The following is a 13,429-nucleotide window of genomic DNA, read 5'->3' as shown; positions in this document are numbered from 1 at the left end:
TTTTTTAATTCTCCCCCCACCACCTATATCTACACCCCCCCCCCAAAATTCTTCCCCACCCCGAGGCTTTTCCGTTGGGGGGCCGCCGACCGTCGATGCGGGCCCAGACGGCCCGCCAACCGCACGGACCCAAACGAGGAGCGTCCGGCCCGCCCCGACGACCCGGGCAGGGCGTCCGCCCGCGAGGGAGCCCGGGAGCGGGACCGGTGCCCGGAGCGCACCTGCGGGCGGCAGCCCGCTCAGCGCCGGATCAGGCGCCGTGCCGTCGCGGCGGCCACAGCCGCCGTGCGGGAGTCGACGCCCAACTTGGCGTAGATGTGGACCAGATGGGACTTCACCGTCGCCTGGCTCAGGAACAGCTTCTTGCTGATCTGCAGGTTCGACAGGCCGTCGCCCACCAGTTGCAGCACCTCCAGCTCGCGCTTGGTCAGCGCCTGTGCCGGGGTGCGCATACGGTCCATCAGCCGGTGCGCCACGGCCGGGGCAAGCGCGGACTGGCCGGCCGCCGCGGTGCGGACCGCCGCGGCCAGTTCCTCCGGCGGGGCGTCCTTCAGCAGATAGCCCGCCGCGCCCGCCTCCACGGCCGCGAGGATGTCGGCGTCGGTGTCGTACGTGGTGAGGATCAGCACCCGCGGGCCGTCCGGGAGCGCGCTGATCGCCGCCGTCGCCTCGGAGCCGTGCATGCCGGAGCCGAACTGGAGGTCCATCAGCACCGCGTCGACGCCGCCCACGGCCGCGCGCCGCACGGCCGCCTCAGCGGTCGCCGCCTCGTCGACGACCTCGAAGTCGGCCTCGGTGTCGAGGACGGCGCGCAGGCCCGCGCGTACGACGGGATGGTCGTCGGCGAGCAGCAGACGGATGGGGCCGCTCATGCGGCGCGCTCCGGGACCGACGCGGGCAGCGGCAGGGTCAGCGCGACCGCCGTGCCCTGGCCGGGCGCGGACTCGACGCTCAGCGTCCCGCCGAGCGAGCTCGCCCGCGAACGCATTGCCCGCAGCCCGAAGCCGCCGTCCGCGCCGTCCCCCCGCCGGGCCGCGTCGGGGTCGAAGCCCCGGCCGTCGTCGACGACGTCCAGTGACACCGAGGTGTCCATGTAGCTGAGGGTGATCTCCGCCCGGGAGGCGGCCGCGTGGCGCGTGGTGTTGGCGAGCGCCGACTGCGCCGTCCGCAGCAGCGCCACCTCGTACGGCGTGGGCAGCTCCACGGGCGTACCGCTGACGCCGAACTGCACCGCCGGTCCGTTGGATCCCGCGCACAGCCGCTCCAGCGCGCCCGCCAGCGAGCCGCGCTCGAGATCCGGCGGCGACAGGGCACGCACGAACCGGCGGGCCTCGGCCAGGTTGTCCTGCGCGGCATGGCGCGCCTGCCGGACGTGCCGGGCGGCCGGGCCGTCCTCGTCCAGGGCCCGTTCGGCGGCGCGCAGCAGCAGTTGGATGCTGGACAGGCCCTGCGCCAGCGTGTCGTGGATCTCGCGGGCGAGCCGTTCCCGTTCGGCCAGCGTCCCGGCGGTGCGTTCCGCGGCGGCGAGCTCGGCGCGGGTGGAGACCAGCTCCTCGATCAGCCGGCGGCGGCTCTCGCTCTCCCGGTACAGCGCCTGGTACCCGAGGACGGTCGCCACCGCGACGGCCGCGCCGAGCAGCGGGCCGATGAACGTGCCCGGTGTGACCGTCTGCCCGTGCAGCAGGAAGCTCCCGATCGCGGCGGCGGCCGTGACGGCCACGGCGGCCAGGCCCCACCGCATCGGCAGCAGGTGGAGCTGGAGGAAGTAGAGGGGGAACGCGACCCACAGCGCGTCCGGCGACAGGACCAGCAGCGCCAGCCAGGTCGCGCCGAGTGCCGCCAGCCACAGGGCGGCGGCACGTGGGGAGCGGTGCACGGCGGGGGTGAGCACCCCCGCCGCGTACACCGCGGCGACGAGCGCGGCGGCGGTCACGATCGCGTACGCGTGCGGCTCGCCGCCGGTGACGGCCCGCACGGCGGCCAGCGCGAGCAGTCCGGCCAGCAGGGCGTGCAGACACAGGCGCAGTACGCGCGCGACGGGGGTCAGGGTCCGGGAGTCCATGGCCACTCCAGCGTAAGCACGGCGCGGAGCGACCGGCTCAACCAAAAGGTTGAGACGGATACGCTCCCGCGCGCGATGCCCGGGCACGCCGCGCGCACCACGCTGGAAGCCATGTTCGTCGCATGGAGAGACCTTCGCTTCGCCAAGGGGCGGTTCGCGCTGATGGGCACGGTCGTCGTGCTGATCACCCTGCTGGTGGGCCTGCTGTCCGGGCTCACCGCCGGGTTGGCCAGGGAGAACACCTCTGCCGTCACCGGCCTGCCCGCCGACCGCATCGCCTTCGCCGCGCCACCGGGCGGCCAGTCGGTGTCGTTCGCGAATTCGGCCGTCACCGAGAGCCAGTGGCACGACTGGGCCGCTCGCCCCGGCGTCACCGCCGCCGCCCCGTTGGGCATCCGCACCCTCAACGCGACCGCGGGGGAGCATACGGCCGCCGTCTCCGCCTTCGGCAGCGAGCCGTCGGCAGGGCTCGCGCCGCGTCCGGTGCGTTCCGGCGAGGTGGTGCTCTCCGAGCCGGCCGCGGACGAACTCGCGCTGCGGGCCGGCGACCGGGTCCGGCTCGGCACGCTGGACGCGGCCGTCGCCGCCGTCGAGGGCGACGCCTCCTACTCCCACACCCCCGTGGTGTGGACGGCGCTCGACGACTGGCAGCGCCTCTCGCAGGGCCCGGCGGCGACCGTGATCGCGCTGACCACCACAGGTGGCGCCGACACGGCCGCGGCCGACGAGGCGATCGGTACGAAGACCCTCGCCGTTGGCGACGCCCTGAGCGCCATCGGGTCCTACCAGTCGGAGAACGGTTCGCTGCAACTGATGCGCGGCTTCCTGTTCGCGATCTCGGCCCTCGTCATCGGCGCGTTCTTCACGGTGTGGACGATCCAGCGCAGCGGCGACGTGGCCGTGCTCAAGGCGCTTGGCGCCTCCACCCGCTACCTGCTGCGCGACGCCCTCGGGCAGGCGGTGGTGATGCTCGCCGCCGGGACCCTGCTCGGCACCGGGCTCGCGGCCGGCGCTGGGGCGCTGATCAGCGGCGGCGACGTGCCCTTCGTGCTCGACGCGCCGACCGTCCTCGTACCCGCCGCCGTGATGATCGTCCTCGGCGCGGCCGGGGCCGCCCTGTCCATCCGGCGGATCACCGCCGTCGACCCCCTGACCGCACTCGGGAGCGCCCGATGACCCTGCTGCTCGACGACATCACCCTCACCTACCCCGACGGCCGGGGCCGGCTCACGGCGCTCGACCGGGTCTCGCTCGACGTTCCGGCCGGGTCGCTGACCGCCGTCGTCGGACCGTCCGGCTCCGGCAAGTCCAGCCTGCTGGCGGTCGCCGCGACCCTGGTGACACCCGACAGCGGCCGGGTCGTCGTGGAGGGTGCCGACACGGCCGGGCTGACGGCTGCGGCGAAGGCGGCGCTGCGCCGGGAGCGCATCGGCATCGTCTTTCAACAGCCGAACCTGCTGCCGTCGCTGACGGCGGCGGAGCAGCTGCAGGTGATGACCCACGTCGCCGGCCGCGCCGCACGTACCGCCCGTGTCAGGGCCCTCGAACTGCTCGACGCGGTCGGTCTGGCGGCCGAGGCCGGCCGCCGCCCGCATCAGCTCTCCGGCGGCCAGCGGCAGCGGGTGAACATCGCCCGCGCGCTGATGAACGACCCGGCCGTGCTCCTCGTCGACGAACCGACGAGCGCGCTCGACCATGAAAGAGGCGCGGCGGTCCTGGACCTGCTGGTGCGTCTGACCCGCGAGCGGTCCACCGCGACGGTGCTGGTGACGCACGACCGGGCGCATCTGGAACGGATGGACCGCACGGTCACCATGACGGACGGCCGGCTGACGCCGGCGCTCGCCGCGTCCCGTTGAACGACCCCCTGGATCCGTTTCCCTCCGATTCCGCGACGGGAAACCGGTCCAGGGCGTTGGTGACGATGTCGGCCACTGGGGGGGCTGCGCGTCGGTACGCGGATGGCACCGGTGCCGAGCTGCCGTCGTCATCGGCTTTTCTGGGTGGGCTGCGCGTCGGTACGCGGATGGCACCGGTGCCGAGCCGCCCGTCGTCGCCGGCGATCGGGCCGGCTCCGCGCCCGACGGCAGCACCGTCGCCCTCGACATGGACCACCGCATCAAGCGCGGTCAGGGTGTCGACCGTCCGCCGGCGCGGTCGGTCGCGATGTCGGCCGCGCCGGACGCGGGGAAGACGGCCTACTCGCTGAGCCTGCCGGACGGCCGGCCCGTCGAGGTGTACGTGATCACGCTCGACTGCGACGCGTGTGAGGGGGCCCGCTCCCAGGCTCCCTCACTGTGCCGTCAACCCTGCCCGTTGGTGTTCGCCAGGGCCGCCGACAGGTCGCGGGCGACCTCCTGGAGGATCGGGACGATCTTCTCCGTCGCCGCCTCCGTGACGCGGCCCGCCGGGCCGGAGATCGAGACCGCCGCCGCCGTGGGGGAGTCGGGCACGGGGACGGCCAGGCAGCGGACCCCTATCTCCTGCTCGTTGTCGTCGACCGCGTAGCCGGTGCGGCGGACCTGCTCGAGTGCGTCGAGGAAGCCCTCGGGGGTGGTGATCGTCTTCTCGGTCGCGGCCGGCATGCCGGTCCGGGCCAGCAATGCCCGTACCTCCTCCGCCGGAGTGTGCGCGAGCAGTGCCTTGCCGACGCCGGTGGAGTGCGGCAGCACCCGGCGGCCGACTTCGGTGAACATGCGCATCGAGTGCTTCGAGGGCACCTGGGCCACGTAGACGATCTCGTCGCCGTCGAGCAGCGCCATGTTGGCGGTCTCACCGGTCTCCTCGACGAGGCGGGCCAGGAAGGGGCGGGCCCAGGTGCCGAGAAGGCGTGAGGACGACTCGCCGAGGCGGATCAGCCGGGGCCCGAGCGCGTAGCGGCGGTTGGGCTGCTGGCGTACGTAGCCGCAGGCGACCAGCGTGCGCATCAGCCGGTGGATGGTGGGCAGGGGGAGACCGCTGCTGGCGGAGAGCTCGCTGAGGCCGACCTCGCCACCGGCGTCGGCCATTCGTTCGAGCAGGTCGAAGGCGCGCTCAAGGGACTGCACGCCGCCGCTGGCGGCGGGCTTGGCTGCGTCGGTGGCGCTGGCGCTGGACGTCGGCACGTCGGCGGTCCTTTCGGGCAGGCAGGGCAAGGCAGCAGCCTACCGGGCGAGTATGCCGAGCACATCGTCCGGCAGGTTCCGTCCTGGCCGGTCAGGGCGTGTTTGTCCCTGTGTCTGCGGTAGTGCGCGGGCCGCCTCCTGGGTGAAGCAACCCTCGCGGCAATGGAATTCTACTTCCACTTTGTGGAAACGTACAAGACGGACTCATCGGCTCGGGCGGGCCTTGACGGGTAACGGTCGGAGGGGAAGACTTCTTCAACAGTTCGTTGAATTTTCGTTGAGCGGTGGAAGTGAGGGGAGCGGGTGTCCGACGTGGACGACATGGACGGCAGGGACGGCAGGGACGACGTGGCAGTGGACCTGGTGCTGCGCTCGAGGCGCGTGGTCACCCCCGAGGGGACGCGCGCCGCGACGGTCGCCGTCGCCGGCGGGCGGATCACCGCGGTGGGCCCGTACGACGCGGACGTGCCGGCCGGCGCCCGGTTCGAGGACTTCGGGAACGACGTGCTCCTCCCCGGACTCGTCGACACGCACGTCCATGTGAACGACCCCGGCCGCACCGAGTGGGAGGGCTTCTGGACCGCCACCCGCGCGGCCGCGGCCGGCGGCATCACCACCCTGCTCGACATGCCGCTCAACTCCCTCCCGCCGACCACAACGGTCGACCACCTCGCCACCAAACAGGATGTCGCCCGCAGCAAGGCGCACATCGACGTCGGCTTCTGGGGCGGCGCGATCCCCTCGAACGTCAAGGATCTGCGGCCGCTGTACGACGCCGGGGTCTTCGGCTTCAAGTGCTTCCTGTCGCCGTCGGGTGTCGAGGAGTTCCCCGAGCTCGACCAGGAGCAGCTCGCCCGCTCCATGGCCGAGATCTCCGGGTTCGGCGGACTGCTGATCGTGCACGCGGAAGACCCGCATCACCTGGCGTCCGCACCGCAGCAGAGCGGTCCCAAGTACGCCGACTTTCTCGCCTCGCGGCCCCGCGACGCCGAGAACACCGCGATCGAGGGCCTGATCGCGCACGCCAAGCGGCTCGGCGCGCGCGTCCATGTCCTGCACCTCTCCTCCAGTGACGCGCTGCCGCTGATCGCCGCCGCCAGGCGGGAGGGCGTCGCGATCAGCGTCGAGTCCTGCCCCCACTTCCTCACCCTCACCGCGGAGGAAGTCCCGGACGGTGCCACCGAGTTCAAGTGCTGCCCGCCCATCCGTGAGGCCGCCAACCAGGACGCGCTCTGGCAGGGCCTCGCCGACGGCACGATCGACTGCATCGTCTCCGACCACTCTCCCTGCACCACCGACCTCAAGACCCCGGACTTCGCATCCGCCTGGGGCGGCATCTCCTCGCTCCAGCTGGGCCTGCCCGCGATCTGGACCGAGGCCCGCAGGCGCGGCCACACTCTCGACGACGTCGTCCGCTGGATGGCCACCGCCCCGGCCGAGCTCGCGGGGCTGAGCCGGAAGGGCGCCATCGAGGTGGGCCGCGACGCCGACTTCGCGGTCCTCGCCCCCGACGAGACCTTCACCGTCGACCCCGCGGAACTGCACCACCGCAACCAGGTGACCGCCTACGCGGGCAGGACGCTCCACGGAGTCGTCAGATCGACCTGGCTGCGCGGCGAGCGGATCGTGGAGAACGGCAACCTGGCCGCGCCGACGGGCCGGCTGCTCGAAAGGAACAACTGAACCGTGTCTGCATCCTCCATCCCCTCCTTCACCGGTGACGCCGCCCCGTACGGCGGCGGCGAGCCGTACGCCGACTACCGCACCGCCGACTTCCCCTTCACCCACCTCGCCGACCTCGCCGACCGCCGCCTCGGCGCCGGCGTCGTCGCCGCCAACGACGAGTTCTTCGCGGAGCGCGAGAACCTGCTGAGGCCCGAGCCCGCCGAGTTCGACCCCGAGCACTTCGGCCACAAGGGCAAGATCATGGACGGCTGGGAGACCCGCCGCCGCCGCGGTGTCTCCGCGGAGCAGCCGCACCCCACCGACGAGGACCACGACTGGGCGCTCGTACGGCTCGGCGCGCCCGGCGTCGTACGCGGCGTCGTCGTCGACACCGCGCACTTTCGCGGCAACTACCCGCAGGCCGTCTCCATCGAGGGCACGTCGGTCGCCGGATCACCGTCGCCGCAGGAACTGCTCGCCGGTGACGTGAAGTGGACGACGCTCGTTCCGCGCACGGCCGTCGGAGGCCACGCCGCCAACGGCTTCGCCGTCGACGTCGAGCAGCGCTTCACGCATCTGCGCGTCAACCAGCACCCTGACGGGGGCATCGCCCGCCTCCGTGTCTACGGCGAGGTCGCCCCCGACCCCGCCTGGCTGGGCGCCCTCGGCACCTTCGACCTGGTGGCGCTGGAGAACGGCGGCCAGGTCGAGGACGCTTCCGACCGCTTCTACTCCCCGGCCACCAACACCATCCAGCCGGGCCGCTCCCGCAAGATGGACGACGGCTGGGAGACCCGCCGGCGCCGCGACAAGGGCAACGACTGGATCCGCTACCAGCTGGTGGAGCAGTCCGAGATCCGGGCCGTCGAGATCGACACCGCGTACCTCAAGGGCAACAGCGCCGGCTGGGCGGCGCTGTCCGTACGGGACGGCGCGGAGGGCGAGTGGCGCGAAGTCCTGCCGCGCACGCGTCTCCAGCCCGACACCAACCACCGGTTCGTGCTGGACGCCCCTGCCGTGGGCACCCATGTGCGGATCGACATCTACCCCGACGGCGGCATCTCCCGCCTGCGGCTCTTCGGCTCCCTGACCGAACAGGGTGCGGGGCGGCTCACCGCCCGCCACCAGGAGCTCGGCGGCTGACGAGCCGTCACTGAACGGGGAGGTACGACACCCTCCCTCCCGCGTGGGGCGCACCGGCCGACAGCAACGGTGCGCCCCACGTGTCAGGCGGATCATGGCTACCCAGCTATTGTCCCCTTTTGCCCATGCATGGACTTAGTTGCGGCAACGGCCAGGGCGGCGTCGCCGGGGGATCTGGCGAACCTCTGGCCGCGCTGGTCAGCGGCGCTGATCACGCGGACCGGGGTCCGCGTGAGCGGATGGTCTTCTCCTGGTCGCGCTTTTCCACGGTGCGCTTGTGGTTCATCAGCGAGGGCAAGAAGGGGCATCGACGGCCGGGCGAAGAAGACCGCACCCGGACCGTCAAGGACGCCGTTCTCGGTGGCCTGCGGACCGGGTGCGGACCCGGAGACGCTGCGATCAAAGAAGTCACAGGTCAGAGGGCATGAATGAAGATCAAGCCTTCTTGATCTCCCAGAAGCGGAAGACGGTCGACGGGTCCAGGGTCCACTCCAGGCCCGTGATGCCGCCGTAGGCCACCGCGTACTGCTTCCCCTGCCAGAGCGGCAGGATGGGCAGTTCCGCCGCGACCAGGTCCTGGAGTTCCCCGTACTGCTGCTGAGTGGCGGCCCGGTCGGCGATGGCGGCGGCCCGGGGGAGGATCGAGTCGGTAATCCTCTTGTTCCGGTAGTTGTTGCCGAGGACGTTGTCCTGGCCGAAGAAGGGCTGGGTGAAGTTGTCGGGGTCGGGGTAGTCGGGGATCCAGCCCTTCACGTAGACGCCGTACTTCCCGGCCTCGATGTCCTTCTCGTACTGCTCGAATCCGACGGACTCGACCGTCACGTCGAACAGGCCGCTGTCGTTGAGCTGCTGGGCGATCGCCTTGAACTCCTGGTCTGTGGCCGGGCCGTAGCGGCTCGGCGTGGACCAGAGGGTGAGCTTGACCTTGTCGCTGATGCCGGCGGAGCGCAGTGCCTGCTTCGCCCGCTGTGGCTGCGGAGTGCCGCCGTACTGGTCGAAGTAGGCGGTGTTGTGGCCGGTGATGCCGGCCGGGACGATCGAATACAGCGGGGTTGCCGTGGACTGGTAGACGTCCCGCACCAGGGCGTCACGGTCGACGAGGTACGCGATGGCCTTGCGGACGCCGAGCTGTCCGACGACCGGGTCGTTGAGGTTGAAGACCAGATGCTGCACCTCTGCGCTGGTGCCCTCGATGACCTCGATCCCCTGGGCGTCGGCCGAGGCCGATCCCTGGAGCCCGGATATGTCGTCCGCGGTCAGCCCTCGGTAGGCGATGTCGACCTGCCCCTCGCCGAGCGCCGATGCCAGCGCCTTCTGGTCGCTGTGGAAGAGCTTGAGGGTGACGCCCGAGTTCTGTGCCTTGGCGCTGCCCCGGTAGGCGGAGTTGCGCGAGAAGACCGCCTCGTCCTTGCTGAACGAGTCGAGCTTGTACGGCCCCGAGCCGACTGCCTTGCCGTCGGTGCGCAGGGCGTCGGCTTCGTACTCACGGTGGTCGACGATGGAGCCGGCGCCCGAGGCGATCTTGCTCGGGAAAGTGGCGTCGGGGACCTTGAGCCGGAAGACGACGGTCTTCTCGTCCGGCGTCTCGATCCTGTCGATGGTGGAGAGCAGCGGCATGGGTCCGGCGTCGCTGGCGATCTTCCGCACACGCTCGAAGGAGAACTTCACATCCTCCGACGTCAGACTGTTGCCATTGCTGAACGTCAGTCCGTCCCGCAGCGTGCAGCGGTAGACCGTGCTCCCTCCCTTGTCGAAGGTGCAGTGCTCGGCTGCCTCCGGCTGGGGGGTGGAGCCGCCCTTGGGGAAGCTGAGCAGCGACTGGAAGACGTTGTTGAACAACAGCCAGGAACCGGGGTCGTAGCCTGCCGCCGGATCAGTGGCGAGAACCTCGTCCGACATACCTATGACCAGCGAGTCGGTGCCGCCTGCACCCGGACCGCCCTGCTGGTCGCCGCAGCCGCTCAACAGGCCGGCGGCCAGCCCGGCCGCGAGCGGGATGGCCAGCCACTTGTTACGTGCCTTCACAGAACCGTGCCTCTGATCTCTTGTTGCCAAAGGGCGGCGATACGCCCCGACGAATGCTACAAGTCGGGAAGCGCCCGTGAACTGCGGCAGTGGCTGCAGCGGTTGCTGAGCCGGCAGGGGCGGCGGCCCGGGGCCGGGCACGCGCTGCGTCACGCACGTGCCGATCGTGATGATCCGCGAGCGCCATGCCGATGAGTTCCCGGAACCGGAGCGGTCCCAGCTGTGACACTCACAGGAAGCGTTGTGAAACGTGATGAAAAGCAAGAAGGGGATGTTTCATGGCAAAGCTCACCCTCACCCAGTTCCTCACCCTCGACGGCGTCTACCAGGCACCCGGCGGCCCCGAGGAGGACACCCGCGGCGGGTTCGACCTCGGTGGCTGGACCGTGCCCTACGGCGACGACGACTTCGGCACGTTCATCAACGAGGTCTACGGCCGGGTCGGCGCCTTCCTGCTCGGACGCCGGACCTACGAGATCTTCGCCGGATACTGGCCGAAGCGGACGGACCCGGCCGACCCCGTCGCGTCCAAGCTCAACTCGCTGCCCAAGTACGTCGCCTCCAGGACCCTCGAGTCGGCCGACTGGGACGGCACGACGATCATCGGCAGTGACCTCGTCCAGGAGGTCGCGGCACTCAAGGAGCGCACCAACGGCGAGATCCAGATGCACGGCAGCGGGGTGCTCGCCCGCAGTCTGATGACGCACGACCTCATCGACACGCTGCACCTGATCGTCTTCCCCGTCGTGCTCGGCAAGGGCCTGCGTTTCTTCGCGGAGGGCGCGACACCCACCGCCTTCCGGCACACCGAGGCGCGGACCACGAGCACCGGCGCGGCGATCCACACCTACGAGCTCGCCGGACGGCCCACATACGGAAGCTACGCCTGAGGGAAACGTGTAGCACCCACGCGTCTGTCGCCGGTACGGTGATCGCTCCCGCGTGCGAGCCGCCGACGTCTCCACCGCCCCGTCGTACCGGTTGGAGACCAGGTGACGTCGATCGCCGTACCCGCGCCCGCCCTCGCCCCCCGTCGCGCCTGGCTCACCGATCTTCCGGTGCTGCTCGTCGCCGTCGTATGGGGCGCCAGTTACCTCGCGGCGAAGGGCATCACCACCGCCCACACCGTCGTCGCCGTCCTCGTCCTGCGTTTCGCGCTCGTCCTTCCCGTGCTCGTCGTCGTCGGACGGCGCAGGGTGGCGGCGCTGACAGCAGCCCAATGGCGGGGGGCGGGGCTGCTCGGACTGATCCTCAGCGGCGTCTTCCTGCTCGAGACGTACGGCGTCGTCCACACCTCCGCCACCAACGCCGGGCTCATCATCAGCCTCACCATGATCTTCACTCCGCTCGCGGAGGCGGCGGTGACCGGGCGGCGGCCCTCGGCCTCGTTCGTCGCCGCGGCGGCCCTCTCCGTCGGTGGCGTCGTGCTGCTGACCCAGGGCGCCGGCTTCACCGCCCCCTCCCTCGGCGACCTCCTGATGCTCCTCGCCGCCGTGGTCCGAACCGTCCATGTGCTGGTGATGGCCAGGGCCAAGGCCGTGCGCGGCGCGGACTCCCTCTCCCTGACGACCGTCCAACTGGGCGCGGCGGTCGCGGTGTTCGCCGCCCTGGCCGTCCTGCCCGGCGGCGGGGCGTCCCCGTGGGCCGTGGCGGTCGGCTTCGGGCCGCGTGAGTGGGCCGGCCTGCTGTTCCTGTCGGTGTTCTGCACGCTGTTCGCGTTCTTCGTGCAGATGTGGGCCGTGCGCCGTACCTCGCCCTCCCGCGTCAGTCTGCTCCTCGGCACCGAGCCCCTGTGGGCGGCGGCGGCCGGCATCGCGATCGGCGGCGAACACCTGGGCGCCCTGGGCCTCGTGGGCGCGGCGCTCGTCCTCGCGGGAACGGCATGGGGGCGCCGGGCCGCCGAAATCCGCGACTGCTAGGTTCCAACGCCATGCGCTCCGATGTATACGACATGAACTTCCGCATCCGCTCCCGGCGAATACAGGGCTGGGGCGTGGCCCTGCTCGCGATCGCGGCCGTCCTGTGGGCGTGGTGCGGTGTGCTGCTGGCGGCGCCCTACGAGGCCGAACGCGCGTACCTCGACCCCACGGAGTGCGAGGCACGGCTGACCACGGAGTGGGGCACCGTCAACAACGGCAAGCGGCGCTCGCCCTGCGGGAACGAGCGCGACTGGCCGGAGGCGGTCGCCGTGCTGGGGCTGTCCGTGCCGGTCGCCGTCGTCGGCGCGATGCTGTTCACGAGCGGTGCGGTGCGCACTCGCATGAGCGAGCACGCGGCGGAGATCGCACGCCTCAACGACGCCGTGGACCGGAGCACCAGGACCTAGGGCCGTCCGCCCGTCGCGAGTGCTGGCGACGCGCCCGTGCCACGCTCCACGAGAGCGGGCGCCCGTGTCAGCGGACGACGTCGAACACGTTCTTCTGCAGGCCATTGGCGTAGGCCTCGTGCTCGACGAGTTTCAGCTTCTGGGTGTCCTTGTCCGTGACGCTGAACAGACGCTTGCCCGCGCCGAGCAGGAGCGGGAAGACGAGAAGGTGGTAGCGGTCGATCAGGCCGGCGTCCGAAAGGCTCTGGTTCAGGGCGGCGCTGCCGTGGACGATGATCGGGCCGCCCTCGGTCTCCTTCAGCGCGGCGACCTCGTCGAGCGAGCGCAAAATCGTGGTCTCGCCCCAGTTCGACACCAGGTCGTCCTCGGCGAGCGTGGTGGAGACGACGTACTTCGGCATCACGTTGTAGTCGGCGAATTCCTCCATGTCGGGCCACACGGGGCTGAACGCCTCGTAGCTCACGCGGCCCAGCAGCATCGCGGCGGCTTCCTTCTGCTCCCGGCCCTTGATCTCGAACGCCTCGGGCAGGAACTCGACGTCCTTGAAGGTCCATCCGGAGTTCCGGTAGCCGGGCTCGCCGCCCGGTGCCTCCACGACGCCGTCGAGCGAGACGAAGGCCGTGCTGATCAGAGTACGCATCGCGGGTTCCTCGGTATCTTGTGTCCGGTTCTTGCCAGGCCCGGCCGGCGCGCGCTGCGACCGTATGCGCGGCTGCGGCACACCAACCATGATCTCTGACTGGGGATCGCGGAGAAACTCATCGGCGAGAAACCCGTCGCCTCTTTTTCATCGCCGAGGCCGGCACCCGAGACGCCCCCGCTGCCCCGGCCGCCGTCACCGGCTCTGCCGCCCCAGCCGGTCGGCCGCCACCATGACGACCACGCCGAGCACACCCAGCGCGATGCTCGCGTAGAGCTCGTAACCGTCGAGGAAGCCCAACCGCCGTACGACGCCCCAGAGTTTGAACCAGCCGGTCAGCTCATGGATCACTCCGGCCGCGCCCCAGACGAACAGCAGGAATCCGGCGGTCTCGAGAAACTTCTTCATGCAGGGAGCCTCGCGCGAAGGCCCGCCCACGCGCGTCGGGCATCGGAAGACCGGCG

13 protein-coding genes are annotated in these 13,429 nt (G+C 71.1%); 7 read left to right on the top strand and 6 right to left on the bottom strand.

Annotated features, from left to right (window positions below):
• Positions 1–239: 239 nt before the first annotated feature.
• Together ABZ070_RS14375 and ABZ070_RS14370 are read right to left on the bottom strand one after the other, a co-directional pair.
• Complete coding sequence (locus tag ABZ070_RS14375) at positions 240–872, bottom strand: response regulator transcription factor (protein ID WP_356633507.1); 633 nt, start codon at positions 870–872, stop codon at positions 240–242.
• Positions 869–2,062: a sensor histidine kinase gene (locus ABZ070_RS14370; protein ID WP_356633505.1), complete on the bottom strand. Its 1,194-nt coding sequence runs from the start codon at positions 2,060–2,062 to the stop codon at positions 869–871. The genes ABZ070_RS14375 and ABZ070_RS14370 overlap by 4 nt, the downstream gene beginning before the upstream one ends.
• A 111-nt stretch (positions 2,063–2,173) precedes the next feature.
• On the opposite strand from ABZ070_RS14370, the gene ABZ070_RS14365 reads away from it, so the two are divergent.
• Both ABZ070_RS14365 and ABZ070_RS14360 read left to right on the top strand, forming a co-directional pair.
• Positions 2,174–3,238, top strand: coding sequence for an FtsX-like permease family protein (locus ABZ070_RS14365; protein ID WP_356633513.1), 1,065 nt, complete (start codon positions 2,174–2,176; stop codon positions 3,236–3,238).
• Positions 3,235–3,921, top strand: coding sequence for an ABC transporter ATP-binding protein (locus ABZ070_RS14360; protein ID WP_356633503.1), 687 nt, complete (start codon positions 3,235–3,237; stop codon positions 3,919–3,921). Before ABZ070_RS14365 ends, ABZ070_RS14360 begins: the two co-directional genes overlap by 4 nt.
• 444 nt (positions 3,922–4,365) lie before the next feature.
• Here the strand turns inward: ABZ070_RS14360 and ABZ070_RS14355 are convergent, their stop codons facing one another.
• On the bottom strand, positions 4,366–5,166 hold the full coding sequence (locus tag ABZ070_RS14355) for an IclR family transcriptional regulator (RefSeq protein WP_356633501.1): 801 nt from the start codon (positions 5,164–5,166) through the stop codon (positions 4,366–4,368).
• 321 nt (positions 5,167–5,487) lie between these two features.
• Here ABZ070_RS14355 and allB point away from each other — a divergent pair, with 321 nt between their 5' ends.
• Both allB and alc read left to right on the top strand, forming a co-directional pair.
• Positions 5,488–6,849, top strand: coding sequence for an allantoinase AllB (allB, locus tag ABZ070_RS14350; RefSeq protein ID WP_356633511.1), 1,362 nt, complete (start codon positions 5,488–5,490; stop codon positions 6,847–6,849).
• A gap of 3 nt (positions 6,850–6,852) precedes the next feature.
• Positions 6,853–7,974 carry an allantoicase gene (gene alc / locus ABZ070_RS14345; protein WP_356633499.1) on the top strand — a complete coding sequence of 374 codons (1,122 nt, stop codon included), beginning with the start codon at positions 6,853–6,855 and terminating at the stop codon, positions 7,972–7,974.
• A gap of 435 nt (positions 7,975–8,409) precedes the next feature.
• On the opposite strand, the gene ABZ070_RS14340 is transcribed toward alc, so the two are convergent.
• Entirely contained in the window at positions 8,410–9,999 is a 1,590-nt protein-coding gene (locus ABZ070_RS14340) for an ABC transporter substrate-binding protein (RefSeq protein WP_356633497.1), read from the bottom strand.
• Positions 10,000–10,277: 278 nt separating this feature from the next.
• Between ABZ070_RS14340 and ABZ070_RS14335 the strand changes: the two genes are divergently transcribed.
• From ABZ070_RS14335 to ABZ070_RS14325, 3 genes are all read left to right on the top strand, one after another.
• A complete protein-coding gene (locus tag ABZ070_RS14335; RefSeq protein WP_356633495.1) occupies positions 10,278–10,889 on the top strand; it encodes a dihydrofolate reductase family protein in 612 nt (203 codons plus the stop codon).
• 102 nt (positions 10,890–10,991) lie between these two features.
• Positions 10,992–11,918, top strand: a complete 927-nt coding sequence (locus ABZ070_RS14330; RefSeq protein WP_356633493.1) for a DMT family transporter — start codon at positions 10,992–10,994, stop codon at positions 11,916–11,918.
• A gap of 11 nt (positions 11,919–11,929) precedes the next feature.
• Entirely contained in the window at positions 11,930–12,325 is a 396-nt protein-coding gene (locus tag ABZ070_RS14325) for a hypothetical protein (RefSeq protein WP_356633491.1), read from the top strand.
• 67 nt (positions 12,326–12,392) lie between these two features.
• On the opposite strand, the gene ABZ070_RS14320 is transcribed toward ABZ070_RS14325, so the two are convergent.
• Together ABZ070_RS14320 and ABZ070_RS14315 are read right to left on the bottom strand one after the other, a co-directional pair.
• The gene (locus tag ABZ070_RS14320) at positions 12,393–12,965 is read right to left on the bottom strand and encodes a dihydrofolate reductase family protein (RefSeq protein ID WP_356633489.1); all 573 of its coding nucleotides are present in this window, start codon (positions 12,963–12,965) and stop codon (positions 12,393–12,395) included.
• Between the two features lie 195 nt (positions 12,966–13,160).
• Entirely contained in the window at positions 13,161–13,373 is a 213-nt protein-coding gene (locus ABZ070_RS14315; protein WP_356633487.1) for a hypothetical protein, read from the bottom strand.
• Positions 13,374–13,429 lie beyond the last annotated feature (56 nt).

Source organism: Streptomyces sp. NPDC006283 (genome assembly GCF_040613325.1).
Taxonomy (GTDB): Bacteria; Actinomycetota; Actinomycetes; order Streptomycetales; family Streptomycetaceae; genus Streptomyces.
Note: the sequence above shows the minus strand (reverse complement) of the source record. Positions and strands in the feature narration are given on the sequence as shown.

Excerpts from the sequence above, each read along its gene's own strand:
- ABZ070_RS14375 (WP_356633507.1), bottom strand. The coding sequence starts at position 872 with ATGAGCGGCCCCATCCGTCTGCTGCTCGCCGACGACCATCCCGTCGTA.
- ABZ070_RS14370 (WP_356633505.1), bottom strand. The coding sequence starts at position 2,062 with ATGGACTCCCGGACCCTGACCCCCGTCGCGCGCGTACTGCGCCTGTGT.
- allB (WP_356633511.1), top strand. The coding sequence starts at position 5,488 with ATGGACGGCAGGGACGGCAGGGACGACGTGGCAGTGGACCTGGTGCTG.
- ABZ070_RS14325 (WP_356633491.1), top strand. The coding sequence starts at position 11,930 with ATGCGCTCCGATGTATACGACATGAACTTCCGCATCCGCTCCCGGCGA.
- ABZ070_RS14315 (WP_356633487.1), bottom strand. The coding sequence starts at position 13,373 with ATGAAGAAGTTTCTCGAGACCGCCGGATTCCTGCTGTTCGTCTGGGGC.
- ABZ070_RS14360 (WP_356633503.1), top strand. The coding sequence starts at position 3,235 with ATGACCCTGCTGCTCGACGACATCACCCTCACCTACCCCGACGGCCGG.
- ABZ070_RS14320 (WP_356633489.1), bottom strand. The coding sequence starts at position 12,965 with ATGCGTACTCTGATCAGCACGGCCTTCGTCTCGCTCGACGGCGTCGTG.
- ABZ070_RS14335 (WP_356633495.1), top strand. The coding sequence starts at position 10,278 with ATGGCAAAGCTCACCCTCACCCAGTTCCTCACCCTCGACGGCGTCTAC.
- ABZ070_RS14365 (WP_356633513.1), top strand. The coding sequence starts at position 2,174 with ATGTTCGTCGCATGGAGAGACCTTCGCTTCGCCAAGGGGCGGTTCGCG.